We start from the raw sequence: 23,231 nt of genomic DNA on the forward strand, positions 1-23,231 counted from the left end.
AATTTAAATTTCAATTATGGAAGATGATTATGTTGAATTTAGAAAAAGTTGGTGGGAAAGAAACTGGAAATGGTTTGTACCAACCGGATGTGTTAGTATTTTATTGATTTTTGTTTTATTCATAGGAGGGATTTTCTTTGGAGTTACCTCTATGATGACAAATTCTGATGCTTATAAAGGCGCCATGAATCAGGCGCAACATAACAAACTGGTTATTGAAAAACTTGGAAGCCCAATTGAAGATGACGGAATGACATCTGGAAGTATACATACAACAAACGATGATGGCGGAAATTGTAATTTGCAAATCCCAATAAAAGGCCCAAAAGGAAAAGGTACTTTATTTGTAGTTGCAGAAAAAAGAGGAACCTGGAAATACAGCGAGATAACAGTCTTTATAAAAGCGACAAAAGAAGAAATTGATTTATTAAAAAAATAATTGCATTAAAATTCAGGCAGATTTCTTAAAAAGATTTCTGCCTTTTTTTATTGAAAAAATAATGTTAGATACAGTATCTTTATCAATAATAAATTTTCATATTTTCGATCATGACTATCCGCCTATTTACGTTATTATTTCTTTTCAATTTTTGTGCTTCAGTATTTTCCCAAACAAATGTAACAACTCATACAGCAACAAATAAATCCTCTATAGATATTGCAACACAGGATATTTATATAAAAATATTGTGGCTGGATCAAAACGGCACTCTTCAACTTAATACCAATTATCTTAAGACTTTAACCGATCCGCAACGTGCTGCTTTAGGCTACATTGCAACTGATGTTAGTAATGACTGTAATTGGGATGGAGATAAAAAAGCAGATGGAAGTAATTTAAAATGCAAGCTTCTTTCAGCCCTTAATTTAGGTTACCAATGTTCTGAAACCCATTTATCATTTTTAAGAAAATGGTTTAAAGAAGATCCAAAAGTATTGGAGAGATTACAATATTGTCAAAAAACAGAATCCTCTGCAAAAATTCAGGATCGTTTTTCTGAAATAAAAATGTTAACGACTAAAGAAACCATCAAAATTCTTTACAGTGCAATTGGTGAAGATTCAGAGAAACAAAACACATGGAAATGGCAGGAAGAATCTACTTATTCTTTCTCAAAAAACGGAATTAAACAAATAGACCGTAAAAATATTAACGGTGAATATAATTAGAATGATTAGCACAAAACAAATGAAATTATTCTTTTTATATCTTACTTTTCTGCAATGTATTTGTGCCGCAGCACAATCTGATACTAAATATCAGATATATATTAATAGGATAAAGCAATTCTCAAAACCTGTCAGAGTTTTATCTAATTATGTTGATAAAGAAGGAAATGGCCCAATTGAATTTACAAATGCTAAAAAGCAAATTCTCCGTTTTCGTATAATGAATCACAAATTACAAATTCTTCATGGCGGGATTGCTTATCAGCTTTTCTACTACAATAATAAATATCTGCAAAGAATTGAAACATTTGATGCTTCCGGAAATTTAGCCGGAGAAAGAGAATCAAAAAGCGAAGCTGCGGTGGCATTTATTATCGAAAAGCCAAATCTTTATTTGAAGAAAAAGAAACTCATAGACGATGCTGAAGGAAACATTAACTTAAAAGATGATACCAACGAAAAAATCATAAGAGTAGAATTATTCGATCAGAATAATTTGCCTATTAGAGAATTTCAACCTACTTATATCTCAAGCAAAATGTATTGGGATTATAATGTAAGGATGTATTGGCCGTAAAAAAGGCGCTAAAATTCTATGGTTCTGAGATGCTGAGTTACCTGGAATTTAAGAGTTAGGAAAAGATACTGATAATGCAAATATTTTTTCAGATTAAACATTTGTTTTTAATAGTATGTATGATAACCATATTCATATATTTGGCAAAAATATATTCATGAAAAAAATTACATTGTTCTTATTACTCGCTGTGATTAGCAGTAGTTCTTATGCTCAAAAAGTAGATACTGACAAGAAAAAAATTAAAATCACGATTCCAAAATCAGATTTTTTTAAAAATGTTAAAACGTATAATATTATTATTCAAGGTGATGACAGTTGGAATAAAACTTATGCTGACAAAAACACCAATACTTATGAACAAAATGTTACTAAAAACACCATTGAAGACTACAGTAAAAAAGATGTAACAAATCCTGATATTCGTGTTTTAATGGGATATAAAGGACAAACTTATAAAAAAGCTGATAATGGCACTTATCTTTTAAGTGGAGATTTCAAATATTTAGTTTTAGGAAAAAATGATGAAATCATTTACGAAAAAGGAAGTAATGCGAATTTATATTCTACTAGTTATGTTAACGGAAAACCTATTCAAAGTTTAGCAAATGATTTGAACAACATTGGATATAAATATCTTACGGACAATAATATTTTTATCACTGAAAAGGAATTTGCTTTAAACTATGGTTTATTTGAAAAAACAGAAGAATTTCCTGAATTAGTTGAATTCAATACTAAAACAGATGAGTTTTTAAATAAAATTGCAAGTAATTCTTTAGATCAATCTTATCTTACTGAATTAGAAAAATTCTATTTGGGTTACGTTGGAAAAGAATACAAGAAATTAAAACCGAAAGACTATAACAAAGTAATTTACTTAAATTTAGCTTTAACAGAAATGTTTCTTTTAAATTTTGATAAATCATTAGAATATCTTGAAACTGCTAAACAAGGTGCAGGAATGATGAGTATGTGGCCAGATGAAGCAAAAGCAAACATTACAAGTTTAATGGCGGTAAACCAAAAGAATTTTACAGCTAAAGTTCAAAATCCTTCTTTTGATTCTGCTTACAATATTAATATTAACGGAAGTGTAACTCAAAAAGGAGAAACACAAACAGGTAAACTAAAATTTACCCGATTTGCTAATCTTGAAGAAGGAAGTATTTTAGCATCAAATGATCCTACTGAAGCTAAAGTTTGGATCTATAAAGATAATGGTAATGTTGACTTTGTTGTAGTCAATGACCAAACAACAATAACAACTGATAAAGGTCTGGAACTGAAATTTATTAAATTCAATAACGTTTTTTTATTAGTAGAAAAAACAGCAGATGGATGCTTTAAAAAATTTGAATCTAATTCAAATGATGTTTACTGTGAGAGAGACGGTAAGTTTGAATTAAAAAAATAAAAGTTTTTTAATTAGTTTTAAAAAAATCGAAAGAGATTCAACCTATGTTGAATCTCTTTTTTTTTCAATAATTATGATGGTCTTAAAAAACCAAAATCTTCAAATCCAGCCCCGATGGAAGTGGAAATCCTTTTGCTTTTTCCTTTAAAAAGCAAAAGATTGCAACGAACAGCGGGACGAATGTTAATTATAAAACAAATTGTTTCTGCTCCCAAAGAAAATTGTGGCTTTATTTTTGAATAAGTAGTATTTTTGAAACTTATAAAAAACCTACCTAATGAAAAAGATTTTAATTTTAGCCCTTATATTTTCTCTTAGTTGTAAAGCTCAGGTAAAAGAAACTTTTGCTCAAAAACTAGCAAAATTGTCTACTCAACTTTCCGGAATTGGAGGTGTTGATATCGCATCCGGATTAAAAGAGGCTTTAAACAAAGGAATTACTGAACAAGTGAGCAAATTAACCGCTGTTGATGGTTTTTATAAAAACGAAGCTGTAAAAATTTTAATGCCGGAAGAATTACAAAAAGTGGACGCTACATTACGTAGAGTCGGATTATCATCTCTTGCTGATGAAGGGATAAAAGTATTAAATCGTGCAGCAGAAGATGCTGTAAAAGAGGCAACTCCAATATTTGTTTCAGCGGTAAAAAACATGTCGTTTACAGATGCAAAAAATATTTTGTTAGGAAATGAAAGTGCCGCAACAACCTATTTGCAAAAAGGTACGACTAGTGCTTTATACGGAAAATTTAATCCGGTGATTAAAACCTCTTTCGAAAAAGTGGGTGCTGATGTCGTTTGGACAAAAATTATCAATAAGTATAATACGATTCCATTAGTAAAAAAAGTAAATCCTGACTTGACAGATTATACCACTACTCAGGCTCTTGCAGGTGTTTTTAAAATGATTGCCGTTGAAGAAAAAGATATTCGTACTAATGTTAGTGCAAGAACTTCACCTTTACTGCAAAAAGTATTTGCAATGCAGGACAAAAAGTAATTTTTTGTCTTTAAATATTTAATCGTTTTATTGTTAATCAGAATATCGGACAACAATAAAACGATTAAAAATCAAGAACTAACCGATTAACCAATTAACCAAAATGCAAAAAATAACCATTCTGATTCATTGCAAAGACAAAAAAGGAATTATAGCCGCAGTGACGACTTTTATTGCTAAAGTAGAAGGAAATATTATCTACATTGATCAGCATGTTGATGTGGAGCAAAATGTATTTTTTATGCGATTGGAATGTGAACTGACCAATCATTCTATAACAATTGAGGGCTTAAAAGCAGATTTTGACCAAACTATTGCCGCTGATTTTAATATGTCGTGGGATTTGTACAATCAGGAACAAAAACCTCAAATGGCTTTGTTTGTATCTAAATACGATCACTGTTTGTTTGACATTTTAGGTCGTTACAGTGCCGGAGAATTAAATGTTGAAATTCCGGTAATTATTAGTAATCATAATGATTTAAGATCAATTGCAGAACGTTTTGATATTCCGTTTCATTGTGTGCCTTTTACAAAAGACAACAAAGAAGAAGGCGAAGCAAAACAAATCGAATTATTAAATAGATACCACATTAATTTTATTGTTTTGGCGCGTTATATGCAAATCATTACACCAAAATTAATTTCACTTTACGAAAACAAAATCATCAATATTCATCATTCGTTTTTACCAGCTTTTCCAGGTGCAAAACCGTATCATTCGGCTTTTAAACGCGGAGTAAAAATTATTGGTGCAACAAGTCATTATGTAACGGCAGAATTAGACGAAGGTCCGATTATTGAACAGGATATTGCGAGAGTTTCTCATATTCATTCGGTCGACGATTTTATTATGAAGGGACGGGATTTAGAACGTATTGTTCTGGCTCGCGCTATAAAATTGCATGCAGAACGTAAAACAATGGTTTATAGTAATAAAACGGTAGTGTTTTCTTAAACGCTACCGTTTTTTACCGTAAAGGTCGCTAAGTTTTTAAGTGTAATTATTATTACATTTTGAAGATCGCAAAGCTTTTTCTGTATTTTTGCCCACGGAGAGATGGATTTAAACTGGTTTCTTTTCTGTGAATATACCTATTGAACCGGACTAAAGTCCGGCCCTACAATATGGATCAAGCCAAAAGCTTTTATAGTTCCGAAGGAACGAATTATATTGTAGAGCTGGACTTTAGTCCAGTTTACATAAAAAAATATTTATTTATCAAATATATCAAATAGCAAACCCGACAGGTTTTTAAAGCCTGTCGGGTTTATCATTATACATTTTAAAGGTTATAAAATATCAAAAGTTTTAATCGTATTTCTACTTTGAGCCTTTGCAACTCTGAACCTTTAAAAACCTATCTCACTTCGATCAATAATCTTGGATCGCTAAAATTATTTACTTCATCAATTGTCATTCCCAATGCGTTTGCTACTCCGGTTCCATATGCCGGATCGGCTTTGTAACAGTTGCGAATATGACGAACCTGAATAAATTTCTGTGCTCCTCCTACTTGTCCGGCTGTATTTTTGAATAATAATTGTTTTTTCTCCTCGGTTAATAATCTAAATAATAAACCTGGCTGAGTAAAATAATCATTATCATCATCTCTAAAATTATGTGCGTATGCATCACCATGAAGTGCCAATGGCGGCTCTTTAAATTCAGGTTGTTCCTGCCATTCTCCAAAACTATTTGGCTCATAATGTTTACGTGATCCGTTATTTCCGTCTACACGCATTGCTCCATCTCTATGAAATGTGTTATAAGGACATCTTGGTGAATTTACAGGAATTTGAAAGTTGTTTACTCCTAAACGGTAACGATGTGCATCTCCATAAGAAAACAAACGTGCCTGTAACATTTTATCTGGTGAAAAACTGATTCCCGGTGGTACATGTGCAGGATTAAAAGCTGCTTGTTCTACTTCGGCAAAATAGTTTTCAGGATTTTTATTTAATTCAAATTCTCCAACTGGAATTAGTGGAAAATCTCCTTTTAACCAAACTTTAGTCAAATCAAAAGGATGGAAACGATAGGTAGACGCCTGTTCTTCACTCATAATCTGAACAAACATTTTCCACTTTGGAAAGTTTCCTTCTTCAATTGCGTCAAATAAATCTCTTTGATGACTTTCTCTGTCTCCACCAACTAATAAAGCAGCTTCTTCATCAGATAAATTTTCGATTCCTTGTTGTGAAACAAAGTGAAATTTTACATAATTTCTTTCGTTTTGTGCATTTAGGAAACTAAAAGTATGGCTTCCAAAACCGTGCATTTGTCTGTAGGTTTTCGGAATTCCTCTGTCGCTCATTACGATAGTAATCTGATGTAAAGCTTCTGGCAATAAAGTCCAAAAATCCCAATTGTTATCAGCACTTCTTAAATTAGTTTTTGGATCACGTTTTACCGCGTGATTTAAATCAGGAAATTTCATTGGATCACGAAAAAAGAAAACTGGCGTATTATTCCCTACTAAATCCCAGTTTCCTTCGTTTGTGTAAAATTTCATGGCAAAACCACGAATGTCTCTTTCGGCATCAGCCGCACCTCTTTCACCTGCAACGGTTGAAAAACGGACGAACATTTCAGTTTGTTTCCCAATTTCCGAGAATAAGTCGGCTCTTGTGTATTTTGTAATATCATGAGTAACCGTAAAAGTTCCGTAAGCTCCAGATCCTTTTGCATGCATTCTTCGTTCGGGAATAACCTCGCGGTCAAAATGCGCCATTTTTTCTAAAAACCAGAAATCTTGCAATAAAACAGGTCCACGAGGTCCTGCAGTTTGAATATTCTGATTGTCCGGAACAGGGGTTCCTGTTGCAGTTGTTAATTTTTTGTTCGAATCCATAATGCTGATTTTTAATGTTTTATCAAATATACAAACTAATCATTACGATATTCATAAACAAAATTGATTGTTATTATATTTTAATAATCAAAAGTTATTTAACGTTACTGAAAGCTCAGAAACAACTATTAAAAAATCTTAACTTATGCCCAACAAAGTAATAACAAAACCTTAACAGCAAAACATTCATATATATAAGATCTTTGTAGTGTAATAAACTGGTTATTTATTATTTTGGTTTTGGTTAGTTAAATGATGCCGGCGTCTTCGAGATGCCGGCATTCTTTTTTTACTTCAGGTTTGGTTTTTTGTTTCATGTTTTCTTTGTTTCAGGTTAATTTACTTTGAGCATAATTATCCACAAAGATTCGCAGAGTTTTTTCACAGAGTTTCACAAAGTTTTTTTTATTGTAGATTATACTTTGTACTTTATACACAAAGCTTTGTGAAACTCTGCGTAAATCTTTGTGTGCCTCGGTGGTAAAAATCTGCGGTTAAATCAACACAATCCAAACTTGAAACTTAAAAAAAAGAAAACCTGAAACTTTTCCCTCCTCATTTTGGATACAACTACACGAGATTTAGATACTTTATAAAACTAATACTGGCGGATCTTTGTTTTAGAATTTCAAACTAACATCTAAAACACATATTATGAATAGTATCAATAAAATTAAATTAGGAAATCAGGGATTTATTGTTCCCAATATTGGTTTAGGCTGTATGGGAATGACTCAAATTGCAGGTGCTGATATTTATGGCAAAGCCGATGAAAAAGAAGCGATTGCCACCATTCACCGTTCGCTTGAATTGGGAGGAAACTTTTTAGACACCGCAGATTTATATGGACCTTTACACAACGAAAGATTAATTGCAAAAGCCATAAAAGGAAATAGAAACGATTATAGTATTGCAACAAAATTTGGTTATGAAATTGACGATAATGAAGAACTTACCTGGAAATTCAACGGCAAAAAGGAGTATGTAAAAAAAGCAGTCGAACGTTCTCTAAAAAACTTAGGAACTGATTATATCGATTTATATTACCTGCACAGACTTGATCCCAACACGCCAATTGAAGAAACTGTGGCGGCAATGGCTGAATTAATTAAAGAAGGAAAAGTAGGTTATATTGGATTATCTGAGGTTTCATCACAAACGATTCGTAAAGCACATAAAATTCATTCTTTGACAGCAATTCAAACCGAATATTCTTTATTTGAAAGAAGTGCGGAAGAAGACGGAATATTAGAGACATTAAACGAATTGGGAATTGGCTTTGTGGCTTATTCTCCGCTTGGAAGAGGTTTTCTTTCGGGAGATATTAAAAGTCCGGATGATTTTCCTGAGAATGATTTCAGAAAAGCTTTACCTCGTTTTCAGGGAGAACAATTTCAAAAAAATATTCAATTGGTTAACGAAATCAGAAAAATGGCCGAAGAGAAACAAATGACTTCTTCACAACTGGCAATTTCGTGGATTTCCTCAAAAAATATTTTATCTATTCCGGGAACAAAACGTGTCAAATATGTGGAGGAAAATATTGCCGCAGCGCAAATAATTCTATCAACAGAAGAACTGAATCGTTTGGAAAAAATTATTCCGCTTGGAACTGAAACCGGCAATCGTTATGACGATGCTAATATGGCATCGATTGATCAATAAGACTTCGAGATGGTACGCGGATGATACGGATTAGCTAAAGCGAAAACGCGGATTTATGCAGATTTTTTATAATAAGTTTGTGTTTACGTATATCAGGCTGAGCGAAGTCGAAGCCCGCAATGAAGTAAACACAATCTTACTATCCTGAGGACATTTACCGCGAAGTGCGCAAAGGTTTACGCAAAGTTCGCAAGGTTTTGTCTTTATTCCGCTTTGCTCTGAGATCGCCAAAGGATTGTGAAAATTAAAAAACGTCATTGTTAGCGAAGTTGAAGATTATAGAAAGTAACAATGAAACCAAATCTTATTTACTAAAGAAAAGTTATCTTTACGATAGCTTTTCCTTAGTTCTATATTTCTTTAAATATTACACATTCTATTATGAAAAAAGAAGCTCATATTCCGTACTTGATTCGCTCGATTTCAGAAATGCATTCCTTATTGAAGATTCCAAAACCGCAACATCCTTTAGTGAGTTTTGTGGATCTAAGTAAAATAACCTGCCATTTTGATGACAATCTAAAAAGTGTTGTTTACGATTTTTATACGGTTTGTATTAAAAAAGGATTTACCGGAAAGATGAAATATGGGCAAAATTATTATGATTTTGACGAAGGTGTAATGACTTTTATGTCGCCGGGACAAGTTATTTCTACAGAAGTTTCTGTTGATACTGCCGTTTATGGAGCTATGTTAGTGATTCATCCTGATTTTATTCAGAATTATGCTTTGGCTAAAAACATCAAAGATTATGGCTATTTTTCGTATGCTGTTAGTGAAGCTTTGCATCTTTCAGAAAAAGAACAGGAAATGATTACGGGAATTATGAAAAATATCGAGCAGGAATATTGTTCTGCAATTGATGCTTTTAGTCAGGATGTAATGGTTTCGCATATTGAATTGCTGCTTAATTATTGTAACAGATTTTACAACCGTCAGTTTCTTACCAGAAAAAGTGCTAATAATACGATTTTAACTCAACTGGAAAACTTGCTTTCTGATTATTTTGAAAGTGATAAAGTACAGCAATTCGGGTTACCAACTGTGGCTTATATCTCTGATGAATTGAATGTTTCGCCTAATTATTTAAGTGATTTATTACGTTCTTTAACGGGTCAAAGTACACAACATCATATTCATAATAAAATCATCGAAAAAGCTAAAGAATTACTCACAACTACTTCATTAAGTGTGAGCGAAACAGCGTATCAACTGGGTTTTGAATATCCGCAATCGTTTAATAAATTATTTAAAAGTAAAACTAATGTTTCGCCTTTAGAATTCAGAAGTTCTTTTAATTAGATTTTAAATAAAGTGGGATATTTTACCGCAAAGTTCGCAAAGATTTTTCGCAAAGATTCGCAAAGGTTTATTTCACAATATATAAGTAGTTAAAGAATGCAAAGCTAAATCAGCAAAAAGCTTTGCGAACTTCTCTTTTTTATAAAAACTTAATACTAAAAAAACTTTGCAAACTTTGCGGTAAATTATGTTCAAAGTAAAGAAAACCTGAAACTAAACTTTAATTTTTCAGCCTTTCGTGCAGAATTTTGAAATAGGCAAAAGCCTTTAATAATCGGCTTCCGTGCCAGGAAAACATTTCGCCGTCGACAAAAACAGTTTTGGCGTGATGTGTAAATCTACCAATTTCAAAAGCATCTTCTTCTTTAAAAGGATAAGGTTCTGATGACAATAAAACCAAATCAGGATCGCCTTCAAGTCGCATTTTTTTGAGTTCGACTTCAGGATAACGTCCTTTGTCTTCGTAAATATTTTCAAAATGATTCAACTTTAATAATTCATTGATATAAGTATCATTTCCGGCAACCATAAATGGATTTTTCCAGATAAAATAAGCTGCTTTTTGTACTGGAATATCAGCAATATATTTTTTGAAATCGCTTAAAGCGAAAGCTAGTTTGTCATTCCATTTTTGAGATTCGGTTCTGCAATTAAAAAGCTGGCCAAAATCTGAAATCATCTTGAAATTATCTTCTATAGTAATAATATTCGTAACCCAGACCGGACAAATTGTACTTAATTGATCGACGATTTCTTGTGTGTTTTCTTCTTTATTGCAAATGATAATATCAGGCTGCAATAATTTTATCTTTTCAAAATGAATTTTCTTTGTTCCGCCAACGATCTTTTTAGTTGATTTAAAATGGTATGGATGTACGCAAAACTTGGTGATTCCGATGATTTTTTCTTCTAAACCTAAATCGTATAGTAATTCGGTTTGAGAAGGCACTAAAGAAATGATTCGTTTAGGGGAATTCTCAAAAGGATGTGAAGTACCGAGTTGATCAATTAGTTGTTTCAAGTTTCAGGTTTTATTTGTTTGCTTCGCCAATTCGGCTTTCAGCCTCGGGTCAGGTTATTGGATTGTGTTTTTTTATCGTAATTTTTTTTTACTTGGATTGTGTATTTTACCACAGAGTTCACAAAGTTTTTTCGCAAAGTTAACAACGGTTTATATTCTTTGCGGAAGTTATTTTCTATCGAAAAAAGTTCACAAAGCTATGCGTAAAAATTTGTTGTTTCAAAAGTTATTTGATTGTGTTTTTACCGCAGAGTTCACAAAGTTTTTTCGCAAAGTTAACAAAGGTTTATATGTTGGACGTACAATTATTTTCTTCAAAAAAAGTTAACAAAGCTATGCCGTAAAGCTTTGTGAACTTTAATACTTATTAAGCATCAATTAAAATTTCTTTGCGAAACTTTGCGAAAAAACTTTGTGAACTTTGCGGTAAAAGTTCTTTGCAATAAAACTTTGCGGTTAAACTTATGTACAAAGTCAATCAACTTGAAACCTGAAACTTGAAACAATTAAAACTTCTAGAACTTTAAACTAAGAATACTTTTCATTTCCTGTTGTACTTTCAAAGCTTCTTCTCTGGCTTTTTCTGCGAAATCAGTTCCATTTGAAGCGTAAATAATGGCTCTTGCCGAGTTTACTAATAACCCAACTTTATCATTCATTCCGTATTTACAAACTTCAGATAAACTTCCGCCCTGAGCGCCAATTCCGGGAACTAGCAAAAAACTATCGGGGACAATTTTTCTGATTTCGGTAAAATATTCTGCTTTTGTAGCGCCAACAACGTACATTAAATTGTGGCTGTTTTTCCATGTTTTGGATGTTTCTAAAACTTGTTTGTATAATTCTTTTCCGTTTGTGGTTAATGTCTGGAAATCAAAAGCGCCTTCGTTAGAAGTCAATGCTAACATGATGGTATGTTTGTTTTCGAAAGCCAAAAATGGCTCAACCGAATCTTTGCCCATATAAGGCGCAACGGTTACACTATCAAAATTCAAATCTTCAAAAAAAGCTTTCGCATACATGCTTGAAGTATTGCCAATATCGCCACGTTTTGCATCGGCAATAGTAAAAATTTCAGGATAATTATCGTTGATATAATTGATCGTTTTTTGCAGAGACATCCATCCTTTTATTCCATACGCTTCAAAAAAAGCAGTATTTGGCTTGTAGCCAACGGTTAAATCGTGCGTTGCATCAATTATGGCTTTATTGAATTCGAAAATAGGATCTTCGGTCTCTAATAAATGAGGTGGGATTTTGGTCAGATCAGGATCGAGTCCAACGCATAAAAATGATTTTTTTAAAAGGATTTGTTCGTGTAGTTGTTGTGTTGTCATTCTTGATTTTTTAGCTCTTCTAATACATCAGAAATAGTTCTTTTTTTAGAAAGTACGCAAAAATAAAAAAAGCCATTCAATTAAGAATGGCTTTTTAGTTTTATATTCAGTTCAGGCTTATAAATTACCTAAATAAACAATTTCTGTTCTTCTGTTTTCTGCTCTTCCTGAAGCAGTTTTATTAGTTGCAACTGGTTTTGTAGCTCCAAATCCTTGTGAACTTAAATTCTCAGGATTGATTCCTTTTGCAATTAATGCATCCATAACTACTTTTGCTCTTGCTTCAGATAATTTTTGGTTTGCTTTTGCATTTCCAACATTATCAGTATGTCCGTTGATCGCAAATTTAGCATTTGGATAATTTTTCAGGATTTCCTTGATAGCATCTAATCTTCCTGAAGTTACGCCTTTTTTAGCATCGCTTAATGTTGCTTTTCCTGTTACGAAAAAGATAGATTTTGCTTCTACTTTTAATTTATCCAAAGTAGCTTTAGTCACTTTAGGGCAACCTTTATTATCGGCTGGACCGTAGATTAAAGGACAATCATCGATATTATCAGGAACTCCGTCTTTGTCAGCATCTAAAACCGGACAACCTTTATTTTCGGCTAAACCGGCAACAGTTGGACAAGCATCATCTTTGTCTAAAACGCCGTCCTGATCTGTATCTGGCCACGGACAACCTTTGTTTTCTACCGGACCTGCAATTGCAGGACAAGCATCTACATTGTCTAATAAAGTATCTCCATCAGAATCTTTCCAGGGACAGCCTTTATTTTCTACTGGACCCGCAACATCCGGACATGCATCATCTTTATCAAAAACTCCATCTTTATCTGTATCTGGCCAAGGACATCCTTTATTTTCTGCCGGACCAGCTACTTTTCTACAAGCATCTTCTTTGTCTATAACACCGTCTTCGTCTGTATCTTTGAATTTCTTTTCATAAACCGGAATTTTTATCCCAAGATGAAAATCTACTGCTTTTGATTCTTTTGAAACTAAATTAGTCAACACAGAACCTGAACCAATGAAGAAAGCTCCAACACGTATTCCTGAACCAACCTGCATGCCGCTATATTCCATGTAAGTTACAGGAACATAAAAACTAAACCATCTGCTTTCGTAACGAGGCGTTAAAGTAACACGATCAGCGATTCCGTAACCATTTAATTTATTATCAGAAACCATATTGATATCTCCGTTAAGATTCAAATAGAATTTTCTGTACATATTCCAGTCTACATCAGCGTGAAGTGCCGTTGGCAATTTCGTTTTCATCCCTTTTACCGAAGATGTTTTTGTATAATGCTCGTTAAGGAAATCGTAGAAATTATCAGCATCATTGATCATTTCCTGTGTGATTGTACCATTTACATTATATGTATCCTGTCTTGAATTTTTATAATTAATTGATCCAATATCAGTCATCGATAATCCGAAACGTAATTTGTATTTATTTAAATCTCTAAAATTATTATCGGCTGGTTTTGCTTTACTTAAATCATATTTGTCAAATTCCGGTCTCCATTCGTAAACAAGTCCAAAATCAAATCCAAATCCATTTGAGTTGGAATCAAATTCATAATCTTCCTTTGCTTCAAAATCCTGACTAGTACCCACAGTAATTTGTCCGTTTGAAGTTAAAGTTCCTTTATCAGGATTTATTGTATTTTCATTGTAGACAACATGTACATCTTGTCCTTTAATATATCCGTTTACACCACCTTGTAAATATTTGGCAGTTAAACCTCCTTTTAAAAAGTGCTGATTTTTTTGATATAAAACAGCTGCGTAAGAAATTCCAAGTTCCCCCCAAGTATTTGAAGCTCCGTTTGCATTTCCTGCATTAAAATTAAAATCGCTTGCTTTATCAAGTCCTTCCTTAACCTGATCTACAAGATTTCCGTTGATGTTTCTTAAATTAGTCACAGATCTTGCTCTTGTAAATACAGCAATTGTATGTTTAGGAGCAATATTAAACATGAAAGATGGTCCCATGATATCAAAATTCGCAATACCATTATTGGCGCTTTTTGGTGTCATTATAGACTGACTGTCAAAATCATATCCTTTTTTATAGGTGTCAGAAAGTTTAACGCCGTATAAATCATTTCCAACTGAACCGCTGATAGAAAATAAATTGATATCGGTTTTAAAACGAGAATCGGCAATAGAAGCCGGATTAAAAAGTACACTTTGTACACCTGCGTAATTATCATGAGTATAACCCATATAGGATTGCGCTTTGGCCGAAAATGCAATTGCAATAAGTAATAAACTAAGTAAAGTTTTTTTCATTAAAATTTGGTTTTTAGATAAATTCGGGGGCAAAACTACACTTTTAGATTCACAATGAGGTTACCTAAACATTGAATTCATGTAACATCTTAAATAAATTATGTAAGAAAAAATTAACATAGATTTTTTATTTTTGGTAAAATACCTTAAATCAAACAATTATGACTCCACATATCGGGATACCACCACAAAACTTAAAAAAGAGTACTCATATATTAGCTACAATTTTATCTAATGAAATGACTCTTTATGTAAAAACCAGAAAATTTCATTGGAATATTTCCGGTAATAGTTTTATGGAGCTGCATAAATTGTTTGAGGATCAATACAGAATTCTCGAAGCTCAAATTGATGAAGTTGCAGAACGTATTAGCCAACTTGGAGAAAAAACTATTGGCACAATGAATGAGTTTATCGAAAATTCTACTTTGAAGGAATCTCCAAAAGAATATGCATCACAAAAGCACATGCTTGAGGAACTTTTAAATAATCATGAACAAATGGTAACTGAATTTAGAGATTATATTCCGCAATTTGAGAACTCAGATAATAACGATATTGGATCTGCTGATTTTGTTACCGGATTACTTAAAGAGCACGAAAAAATGGCTTGGGTTTTACGTCGTTATCAGGTTTAAAAAACGATTAAAATGTGAATTATGAAACGGTTTTTTAAATTCATATAACAAGTAAACAATAAAGAATTAAGAAATTTACCATATTATAAATACAAAAAATACTTATCATGAATACTACAGAGATAAAAGGAAACTGGAATGAGTTAAAAGGGAAATTGAAACAACAATATGCTGATTTAACAGATGACGATTTATTATATGATGAAGGAAAAGAAGACGAAATGTACGGAAAACTTCAACAAAAATTAGGTAAGACAAAAGATGAAGTTCGCAAAATCATTGCTGATTTGTAAACCGTTCTAAATCAATGAAAAATACCGTCTAATAAAAGATATTAGGCGGTATTTTTTTGAGATTTTTATTTAAATTTTTCAATATTTCGTATTGCTATCAAGCATAAAACTCTATAACCAAAAATAAATTAATTATCTTTAACAAAATTTCTATAAAATGAAACTATTTATAAAGTTCGACATCAACACCATTTGCTCGCTTTTTTTAAAACATAACCTTGACCAGCAAAATGTAAATTTTACAACTCTGGGATTTGGCGAAATTGAAATTGCAGACAATCTTGATGCTGAAGCGCTCGAAGCTTTAAAAAATAATTTATTACCGTGCGGTTTTGAAGTTGTCGAAAACCAGAAAAGTGTTTTAGTCCAAAAAATAAAAGACGCCATAATTGAGCTTGTTTTCATGGAAGACAGCAATAATTATAAGAGTTCTGTGTTTTTAGCTGAGAAATTAAACCATAGTTACGGCTATTTATCAAATGTTTTCTCAGAGGTAACCTATTCCTCTATTGAAAACTTTATTATTTTACAGAAAATTGAAAGAGCTAAGCAATTAATTATTATTAATGAAATGAGCCTGACAGAGATTGCCTTTTTATTAAACTATTCAAGTGTTGCGCATTTGAGTACTCAGTTTAAGAATACTACGGGAATTACGCCATCGGCATTTCAGAGAATAATTAAAAAACGTAGAGAAAATTTAAAATAAAACCCATAATACCATACTAAAATGCAAAAAAACGCATTATACATTTTATTGGCTGATGATGATGAAGACGATCGTCTTTTTTTTAAGGATGCTTTTGAAGAAATAAAAATTCAGACAAAAGTTGATTTTGTTCATGACGGAATGCAATTAATGGATCATTTAATGGATCCTGAAACTAAATTACCGGATATTTTATTTCTGGATTTGAACATGCCTAAAAAAACAGGTAAAGAATGTTTGATCGAAATTAAAAAAACAGAACATCTTAAAAATATTATTATTGCGATATATTCTACTTCTTCATCTGAGGAAGATATTGAAGATACTTTTATTCAGGGAGCCAATATTTATATTAAAAAACCGAGCGATTTTAACACGCTTAAAAAAATAATCAATGAAGTCGTGACCGTAAACTGGCATTATCATACATCAGGTTTAAACCGTGATAATTTCCTGCTGCGACTAAAATAATAGCATACCCATGAAGTGGATCCCAAATTTTAATTCTTCAAACTCTTTGAGAGTTATTTTTGTAATTGCGGTTTTCATTCTGTTATTTCTCTCATCAATTGCATACAAACACAACAAGGATATTGACGAATCCAGTAAAGTTGTGATGCATACATACGAAATAAACATTCAATTAGAGCGATTAATGTCGGCAATTAAAGATGCTGAAACAGGGCAGCGTGGTTATATAATTACAAGAAATGCCAGGTTTCTAACACCTTATATTTATTCGCGCGACAAGGTAAATACTTCATTTATTACATTAAAAAAATTAACTGCTAATAATCCAAAACAGCAAAAAAATCTTCAAAAGTTATTCAAGCTGATTATTCAGCGGTTTGTTTCTTTTGAAAATTGTTTAAAATACAGCGATCCCAAAACATATGATAAGCGAAAACTCGACAATCATATGTTTGGCGGTCGAATCCTGATGGAAAACATTCGTTTTCAGGTAGACGAAATGAACGACATCGAGAAAAATTATCTGGCAAAAAGACTTAAAATTTATGCCGCCGAACTTTCTTTAAGTCCCCTATTTTCTATTTCGCTATTTTTAGTAGCACTTCTTTTTATTTTATTGGCTTACAGACAAATCAGCAGGGATTTTGAACGCTTGAAAATTTATAATAAAAAACTTTTGATTTCAAGCGGACTAATGGCTGAATCTGAAAGTATTGGTAAATTCAGCACGTGGCAATGGGATTTAGATACTAATAAAATCGATTATTCAGACAATCAATTTCGTTTGTTAGGTTTTGAACCAAATGCTTTTGTTCCCGTAAAAGAAACTTTTCTGGAATTTGTTCATCCTGATGATAAAGCTAAGGTTGCAAAATCAATGGAAATTATTGTCGAGAAAAAGCAATTGCCTTTTGTTTATTACAAAATCACACGTCCGGATTATGAAATAAGATATTTTAAAACAACCGGAAAATTACTCACAGATCAACAAGGAAGTAAAATTTTACTGGGAATTAATTTTGATATTACCGATGAACATTTACTCAACATAGAACTTCAGGAACGTAATAGAGAATTAGAAAAAAGTAATAAAGAACTAGCTTCGTTCAACCACGTTGCGAGTCACGATTTACAGGAACCTTTAAGAAAAATTCAAACTTTTGTTTCCCGAATTTCTGAAGAAGATAAAGCGGTTTTATCTGAAAGTGCTAAAGCTTATATTTCTAAAATTGAAGTTTCGGCTAAAAGAATGCGTGTTTTGATTGACGACTTACTTTTATTCTCCAGAACAAATACGACAAAAAAGGAATTTATAAAATTAAATTTGAATGAATTACTGGAAAACGCCGAATCTGAATTAGCAGAAATCATCGAAGAAAAGAAAGCGGTTATCACGGTTACAAAATTGCCAAAGCTGGCGGTTATTCCGTATCAAATAGAGCAGCTTTTTATCAACCTTATCGGGAATTCTTTAAAATACAGTCAGCCAGATATTGCGCCTGAAATTACTATTGAAACCGAAAAAGTAAATTCAAGCGATTATCCTGATTTGTTAGAACTAAATGTAAAAAAATTCTATAAGATCACTTTCACTGATAACGGAATGGGATTTGATCCTCAGTTTAAAGAAACTATTTTTGTTTTGTTTCAGCGTTTGCATTCTAAAACAGATTATCCGGGAACAGGAATTGGTCTGGCAATTTGCAAAAAAATTGTCGACAATCATAAAGGTCATATTATAGCGGATAGTACTCCAAATGAAGGATCTGTTTTCACCGTTTTTCTACCCGAATAAATAGTTTTCAGTCGCAGTGACAGTTTCCACGAAAACCGAGACTGAAAACTGTGACTAAAAACCGAGACTGAATACCGAGACTGAAAACTCACAAGGAAAAGTAAGAAAATAAAATACACTTATATATTAAAAGAAACCATAGTTTATGCTATGGTTTCTTTTTTTTTGCAATAAACTTAAAATCAATAAATCCCTGAAAACTAAAGGATAAACGGCTAAAAAAATCGATTATGGGAATTATATAACGATTCGTTTTTATGCTGTAAAGCAAAATGTTTGTTTCGTTAGCATCTTTGTAATGTAATACTTTATGAAGTAATAATGAAAGCAGCGCCCCATTTGAAAGCGACATTTTTTAGACTAATTTTTTTATTGATAATTATAATTTCTTTAGGTTCATGCAAGAAAAATAATCCGATAGAAACCTCACTAAAAAGTGAAACGAATTCAAAAACGGAGAAAGAAGAAATTGAAGCTTTTTTTTTCATCGCAACGGCAAATGTAACGAAGTCAATTATTTCAAAAAGTCAAATTGCACAACAAAAAAGTTCAGATTCTACGATACAACAGTTGAATAGAAAAATAGAAATTAATCAGAATCAATTGTTGCAGGATATTTCAAAAATGGCTACAAAAAAGCTCATTATAATTACCGAAATTAATGCAACTCATAACGAACGAGATTTATACGATCTGATTGATGCAAGTAGTACTGATTTTAATAAAACGTATCTGACAGCAATGTCAGAATCATTAAAAGAGCAAATTGGATTGTTTGAATCAATTTCGAAACAAACAAATGACAAAGCGATATTAAAACTGGTATTACAATATTTACCTGAACAATATCAAGCCTTTCGCGAATTGCAAAGGATCAATTATGAGATTAATTAAATGCCTATATATTATTAACTAAATTATTTTAACTATGAAAATGCAATCAAATTTTTTATGCGCCTTAACACTTTTCTTAACAGCTTCTTTTGGAATGCTACACGCTCAGGACACTAATGTAACTACCGAGTTTGGTGTAAAGGGAGGATTCAACATGTCTAATCTATACGGTAGCGGAGATGACGTAGATGATAACAATGTATTATACGGATTTAATGCCGGTGTTTATGCAACATTGCCTATATCAGACTTTATCGCAATTCAACCAGAGGTTTTGTTCACTACAAAAGGGGCAAAATTACAATATGACAGCGCGCTTGCTTCAGGAGATGCAAAATTCAAATTAAACTATATTGAAGTTCCTTTATTAGTAAGAGTAAATATCACCAAAAATTTTAATGTACACGCCGGTGGATATGCTTCATACTTAGTAAGTTCTAAAGTAACAGGTAGCGGAGATGTTAGTTTTGATCAGGAGATTGACAGAGACGATCTAAACAAGTTTGATGCTGGTATCGCAGCTGGTGTTGGTGTAGATTTTAGCCCAATCAGTATTGGTGTACGTTACAACTACGGTTTAACAACTGTTGGTAAAGAAAGAACTGTTGCAGGAACAACTTACACATTTCCAGATGCAAAAAACAGCAACTTAACAGTATACTTATCATATAAGTTAAACTAGAACAAAAACGAATTTATTAACCCCTTAATATAAAAACCATGTCAAATTTATTATATACAATCGCAGTTATATTGATTATTCTATGGGCTTTAGGCTTTTTTGTTTACAGCTTAGGAAGTATCATCCATATACTATTAGTAATTGCAATTATCGCAATATTATTCAGACTTATCAAAGGTCGAGAAGTTTAAAAATCAACATTATAAATTAAATATATTAATCACTAAATCAAATATTATGAAAACAAGTAACACAATTTTAGGAATTTTAGGAGCTGCAGCTGCAGGAGCATTTTTAGGAGTATTGTTTGCACCGGACAAAGGATCAAACACAAGAAAAAAAATCTCAGATAAATCAAAAGATTACGGAGATAATTTAAAAAGCAAAGTAGACGGAATTATCAGCACAATTTCTACAAGTGGTAAAGATATCCTTGAAGAAGGAAAAGCAAAATTCAACCAGGCAAAAGAAGACTTTAGTTCTATTAAAGACGAAGCAAAAAGTGTAAAAACGAACTACTAAAAAGTGAAATTTTTAAACCATAAATACCCTATATCATGGAATCAAATGCAACAACAAATGAGAACTTAAATCTTTATGAAAAAGCTGAAAACTATGCCAAAACAAGTTTAGAATTAATTAAACTTAAAACGGTATCAGCAGTAGCCGATGTTTTATCGACATTAACATCTAGAATAGCAGTTGGAGCTGTTGTTGCATTTTTTACCTTGTTCCTGAATATTGGGATTAGTTTATGGCTTGGAAAAGTGCTTGGAGAGTATTATTACGGTTTTTTTATCGTAGCCCTATTTTATCTTATTGTTGCAATTGTAATGCATACAATGCAACATAAGATTATTAAAACACCAATTGGCAACATGATTGTTTCCAGTATTTTAAAAGAAACTAAAAAGGAAGATGAAACTGATTTAAATCAATCAAAAAACTAAAAAAGACTGTTATGGAAACTATTTATACACTTGATGCTTTAGATCAAAAAATCAAACAATTAGAAATACGACAGGATAACGAATGGTGTGCCATTAAAGACGAAATCGATGATATCAAGGAGAATTTAAAACCTCTAAACCTTATCCGTAACACGGTAGAGGAAATCAACGAAACAGTAGGTTTTAAAAGCAACTTAGCCCAATCTGCACTAAGCATAGGGATTGGTTATCTCGCAAAACGATTTATTGTAGGTAAAAGTACCTCAATATTCAAAGGCATCGCCGGATCATTATTACAGCTGGTCGTAACTAATTTAGTTTCAAAACCACATCATGATAACTCCCACGAAGAGTCATCACAATACGAATCATCAAGAGAGTAATTGTCTAACTAAAATTTATGTATTATGGAAAAGTTAAGCGAAATAGTATTAAAAAATGGTGTATACGTTTACTCGAATCTATATAAATGTTTTGAATTTTCGAGAGTATTTCTAGGTATCTAACTTGCTTTATACGTTTTATAAACAAACGGTTAAACAGTTAATATCCTTCACTATATATTAAGGTTCTGAGGTACTAAGATACTGAGTTTCTAAGTTAAAAAACTTGAACGTCAATATCTAGCTATATTCTGAACCAAAAAAAGAGACTGTCAAACAAATAGTGGTGAACAGTCTCTTTTTTCTTTTTTAGGCGCTGAGGTTCTAAGTTGCTGAGTTACTAAGTTTTTCAGCTACAAGGTTTACAAGTCTAAAACATTTAATCTAACTAACAAAATAGAATATTCAAATAAAAAAAATGCCGGTTTCAAATAATGAAACAGGCATTTTTTTATGTATAATTTGAGAACATCCAAAAGACGCATTTCCATGTGCCTCTACAAAACCTTTGCAACTTTGTAACTATGAACCTTTGAGCCTTTCTTGTGCGCCTCTACAGAAAAACCTTTGTCCCTTTGCACCTTTCGCCTCTGAACCTTAAAAGAAAAACTCAGAGCCTTAGTACCTCAGATTAAAAAACCTCCGAAGCTTCCTTCAATTTCTCCATATTGTTCACCAATTGCAATTCGGAAACAATTTTGTGAATGTCACCATTCATGATATTTCCTAAATCGTATAAAGTCAAACCAACTCTGTGATCAGTTACACGACCTTGTGCGTAATTGTAAGTACGAATCTTAGCTGATCTGTCACCAGAACTCACCTGAGAAGTACGTTTTGTAGCATCTTCGGCTTCTTTTTTAGCTAATTCCTGTTCGTATAAACGAGAACGTAAAACGCCTAACGCTTTATCCTTGTTTTTATGTTGTGATTTCTGATCCTGACATTGCGCCACTAATCCCGTAGGAATGTGCGTTAAACGTACCGCAGATTTCGTAGTATTTACAGATTGTCCTCCAGGTCCTGATGAACAGAAGAAATCAACACGAACATCATTCATATCAATTTGAACATCAAACTCTTCCGCTTCAGGTAAAACCATAACCGTAGCTGCAGATGTATGCACACGACCCTGAGTTTCAGTTTGAGGAACACGTTGTACACGGTGAACACCAGCTTCAAACTTTAAAGTTCCGTAAACATCCTCGCCCGAAACCTCAAAAATAACCTCTTTGAAACCACCAGATGTTCCTTCGTTCATATCAACTACAGAAGTTCTCCAACCTTGATTTTCACAATATTTAGTATACATTCTAAATAAGTCACCAGCAAAAATACTTGCTTCATCCCCACCCGTTCCGGCACGAATCTCGACCATTACGTTTTTAGCATCTTCAGGATCTTTAGGGATCAACATAAACTTGATTTCTTCCTCAAGTTCAGGCAATCTGTCTTTTGCTTCATCTAATTGCATTTTGGCCATTTCGGTCATATCTGCATCACTTCCATCAGCAATAATTTCGTTTGCCTCGTCTATATTAGCCATCAAAAGCACATATTCATCACGCTTTCCAGCTAATGCTTTCAGGTTTTTGTACTCTTGATTCAATTGCACATAACGTTTTTGATCAGAAATAACATCCGGCTGGATAATCAAATCCGAAATCTCGTCAAAACGTTGTTTTACTATTTGAAGTCTATCTAACATTTTCTAATTCCTTTTATTGGAGTGCAAATTTACGAAATTTTTGTTTAAAATTCTATCATTAAC

25 protein-coding genes are annotated in these 23,231 nt (G+C 32.5%); 19 read left to right on the forward strand and 6 right to left on the reverse strand.

Annotated elements, in window-relative coordinates:
* The first annotated feature begins 16 nt into the window (after positions 1-16).
* From ACHZDT_RS03175 to purU, 6 genes are all read left to right on the forward strand, one after another.
* Positions 17-439, forward strand: a complete 423-nt coding sequence (locus ACHZDT_RS03175; RefSeq protein WP_394773216.1) for a cytochrome c oxidase assembly factor Coa1 family protein — start codon at positions 17-19, stop codon at positions 437-439.
* 110 nt (positions 440-549) lie between these two features.
* Positions 550-1,170 carry a hypothetical protein gene (locus tag ACHZDT_RS03180; protein ID WP_394773217.1) on the forward strand — a complete coding sequence of 207 codons (621 nt, stop codon included), beginning with the start codon at positions 550-552 and terminating at the stop codon, positions 1,168-1,170.
* Between the two features lie 19 nt (positions 1,171-1,189).
* Positions 1,190-1,747: a hypothetical protein gene (locus ACHZDT_RS03185; RefSeq protein WP_394773218.1), complete on the forward strand. Its 558-nt coding sequence runs from the start codon at positions 1,190-1,192 to the stop codon at positions 1,745-1,747.
* 157 nt (positions 1,748-1,904) lie between these two features.
* Positions 1,905-3,164 carry a hypothetical protein gene (locus tag ACHZDT_RS03190; RefSeq protein ID WP_394773219.1) on the forward strand — a complete coding sequence of 420 codons (1,260 nt, stop codon included), beginning with the start codon at positions 1,905-1,907 and terminating at the stop codon, positions 3,162-3,164.
* A gap of 277 nt (positions 3,165-3,441) precedes the next feature.
* A complete protein-coding gene (locus ACHZDT_RS03195; RefSeq protein ID WP_394773220.1) occupies positions 3,442-4,164 on the forward strand; it encodes a DUF4197 domain-containing protein in 723 nt (240 codons plus the stop codon).
* 103 nt (positions 4,165-4,267) lie between these two features.
* On the forward strand, positions 4,268-5,122 hold the full coding sequence (purU, locus tag ACHZDT_RS03200; protein WP_394773221.1) for a formyltetrahydrofolate deformylase: 855 nt from the start codon (positions 4,268-4,270) through the stop codon (positions 5,120-5,122).
* Positions 5,123-5,525: 403 nt separating this feature from the next.
* Here purU and ACHZDT_RS03205 read toward each other — a convergent pair whose 3' ends face one another.
* Positions 5,526-7,019: a catalase gene (locus ACHZDT_RS03205; RefSeq protein WP_394773222.1), complete on the reverse strand. Its 1,494-nt coding sequence runs from the start codon at positions 7,017-7,019 to the stop codon at positions 5,526-5,528.
* A gap of 654 nt (positions 7,020-7,673) precedes the next feature.
* Between ACHZDT_RS03205 and ACHZDT_RS03210 the strand changes: the two genes are divergently transcribed.
* Positions 7,674-8,684, forward strand: a complete 1,011-nt coding sequence (locus tag ACHZDT_RS03210; RefSeq protein WP_394773223.1) for an aldo/keto reductase — start codon at positions 7,674-7,676, stop codon at positions 8,682-8,684.
* Between the two features lie 381 nt (positions 8,685-9,065).
* The gene (locus ACHZDT_RS03215) at positions 9,066-9,986 is read left to right on the forward strand and encodes a helix-turn-helix domain-containing protein (protein WP_394773224.1); all 921 of its coding nucleotides are present in this window, start codon (positions 9,066-9,068) and stop codon (positions 9,984-9,986) included.
* Between the two features lie 220 nt (positions 9,987-10,206).
* On the opposite strand, the gene ACHZDT_RS03220 is transcribed toward ACHZDT_RS03215, so the two are convergent.
* From ACHZDT_RS03220 to ACHZDT_RS03230, 3 genes are all read right to left on the reverse strand, one after another.
* Positions 10,207-11,007: an ABC transporter substrate-binding protein gene (locus ACHZDT_RS03220; protein WP_394773225.1), complete on the reverse strand. Its 801-nt coding sequence runs from the start codon at positions 11,005-11,007 to the stop codon at positions 10,207-10,209.
* Positions 11,008-11,522: 515 nt separating this feature from the next.
* On the reverse strand, positions 11,523-12,344 hold the full coding sequence (pyrF, locus tag ACHZDT_RS03225; protein ID WP_394773226.1) for an orotidine-5'-phosphate decarboxylase: 822 nt from the start codon (positions 12,342-12,344) through the stop codon (positions 11,523-11,525).
* Between the two features lie 117 nt (positions 12,345-12,461).
* Entirely contained in the window at positions 12,462-14,645 is a 2,184-nt protein-coding gene (locus ACHZDT_RS03230; RefSeq protein WP_394773227.1) for a DUF5723 family protein, read from the reverse strand.
* Positions 14,646-14,806: 161 nt separating this feature from the next.
* On the opposite strand from ACHZDT_RS03230, the gene ACHZDT_RS03235 reads away from it, so the two are divergent.
* The 5 genes from ACHZDT_RS03235 to ACHZDT_RS03255 all read left to right on the forward strand — a co-directional run bounded on the left by ACHZDT_RS03235 (position 14,807) and on the right by ACHZDT_RS03255 (position 18,551).
* The gene (locus tag ACHZDT_RS03235) at positions 14,807-15,283 is read left to right on the forward strand and encodes a Dps family protein (protein WP_394773228.1); all 477 of its coding nucleotides are present in this window, start codon (positions 14,807-14,809) and stop codon (positions 15,281-15,283) included.
* Between the two features lie 107 nt (positions 15,284-15,390).
* Positions 15,391-15,576 carry a CsbD family protein gene (locus ACHZDT_RS03240; protein WP_055098382.1) on the forward strand — a complete coding sequence of 62 codons (186 nt, stop codon included), beginning with the start codon at positions 15,391-15,393 and terminating at the stop codon, positions 15,574-15,576.
* A 157-nt stretch (positions 15,577-15,733) separates the two neighbouring features.
* On the forward strand, positions 15,734-16,285 hold the full coding sequence (locus ACHZDT_RS03245; protein ID WP_394773229.1) for a helix-turn-helix domain-containing protein: 552 nt from the start codon (positions 15,734-15,736) through the stop codon (positions 16,283-16,285).
* 21 nt (positions 16,286-16,306) lie between these two features.
* On the forward strand, positions 16,307-16,756 hold the full coding sequence (locus ACHZDT_RS03250) for a response regulator (RefSeq protein WP_055098384.1): 450 nt from the start codon (positions 16,307-16,309) through the stop codon (positions 16,754-16,756).
* A 10-nt stretch (positions 16,757-16,766) separates the two neighbouring features.
* A complete protein-coding gene (locus ACHZDT_RS03255) occupies positions 16,767-18,551 on the forward strand; it encodes a CHASE3 domain-containing protein (protein ID WP_394773230.1) in 1,785 nt (594 codons plus the stop codon).
* Between the two features lie 148 nt (positions 18,552-18,699).
* On the opposite strand, the gene ACHZDT_RS03260 is transcribed toward ACHZDT_RS03255, so the two are convergent.
* Positions 18,700-18,903: a hypothetical protein gene (locus ACHZDT_RS03260; protein ID WP_394773231.1), complete on the reverse strand. Its 204-nt coding sequence runs from the start codon at positions 18,901-18,903 to the stop codon at positions 18,700-18,702.
* Positions 18,904-18,923: 20 nt separating this feature from the next.
* Between ACHZDT_RS03260 and ACHZDT_RS03265 the strand changes: the two genes are divergently transcribed.
* From ACHZDT_RS03265 to ACHZDT_RS03290, 6 genes are read left to right on the forward strand one after another with little or no spacing between them, the layout of a single operon-like run.
* Positions 18,924-19,445, forward strand: coding sequence for a DUF4142 domain-containing protein (locus tag ACHZDT_RS03265; RefSeq protein ID WP_394773232.1), 522 nt, complete (start codon positions 18,924-18,926; stop codon positions 19,443-19,445).
* A gap of 34 nt (positions 19,446-19,479) precedes the next feature.
* The gene (locus tag ACHZDT_RS03270; RefSeq protein WP_394773233.1) at positions 19,480-20,127 is read left to right on the forward strand and encodes a porin family protein; all 648 of its coding nucleotides are present in this window, start codon (positions 19,480-19,482) and stop codon (positions 20,125-20,127) included.
* A 38-nt stretch (positions 20,128-20,165) separates the two neighbouring features.
* Positions 20,166-20,318 carry a lmo0937 family membrane protein gene (locus tag ACHZDT_RS03275; RefSeq protein WP_394773234.1) on the forward strand — a complete coding sequence of 51 codons (153 nt, stop codon included), beginning with the start codon at positions 20,166-20,168 and terminating at the stop codon, positions 20,316-20,318.
* A gap of 46 nt (positions 20,319-20,364) precedes the next feature.
* Positions 20,365-20,649: a YtxH domain-containing protein gene (locus ACHZDT_RS03280; protein WP_394773235.1), complete on the forward strand. Its 285-nt coding sequence runs from the start codon at positions 20,365-20,367 to the stop codon at positions 20,647-20,649.
* 35 nt (positions 20,650-20,684) lie between these two features.
* On the forward strand, positions 20,685-21,077 hold the full coding sequence (locus ACHZDT_RS03285; protein ID WP_394773236.1) for a phage holin family protein: 393 nt from the start codon (positions 20,685-20,687) through the stop codon (positions 21,075-21,077).
* A gap of 11 nt (positions 21,078-21,088) precedes the next feature.
* The gene (locus ACHZDT_RS03290) at positions 21,089-21,460 is read left to right on the forward strand and encodes a hypothetical protein (protein ID WP_394773237.1); all 372 of its coding nucleotides are present in this window, start codon (positions 21,089-21,091) and stop codon (positions 21,458-21,460) included.
* 631 nt (positions 21,461-22,091) lie between these two features.
* Here the strand turns inward: ACHZDT_RS03290 and prfA are convergent.
* Positions 22,092-23,168, reverse strand: a complete 1,077-nt coding sequence (gene prfA, locus ACHZDT_RS03295) for a peptide chain release factor 1 (protein ID WP_213296842.1) — start codon at positions 23,166-23,168, stop codon at positions 22,092-22,094.
* Positions 23,169-23,231 lie beyond the last annotated feature (63 nt).

The organism is Flavobacterium sp. (assembly GCF_043722275.1).
Lineage (GTDB): Bacteria > Bacteroidota > Bacteroidia > Flavobacteriales > Flavobacteriaceae > Flavobacterium.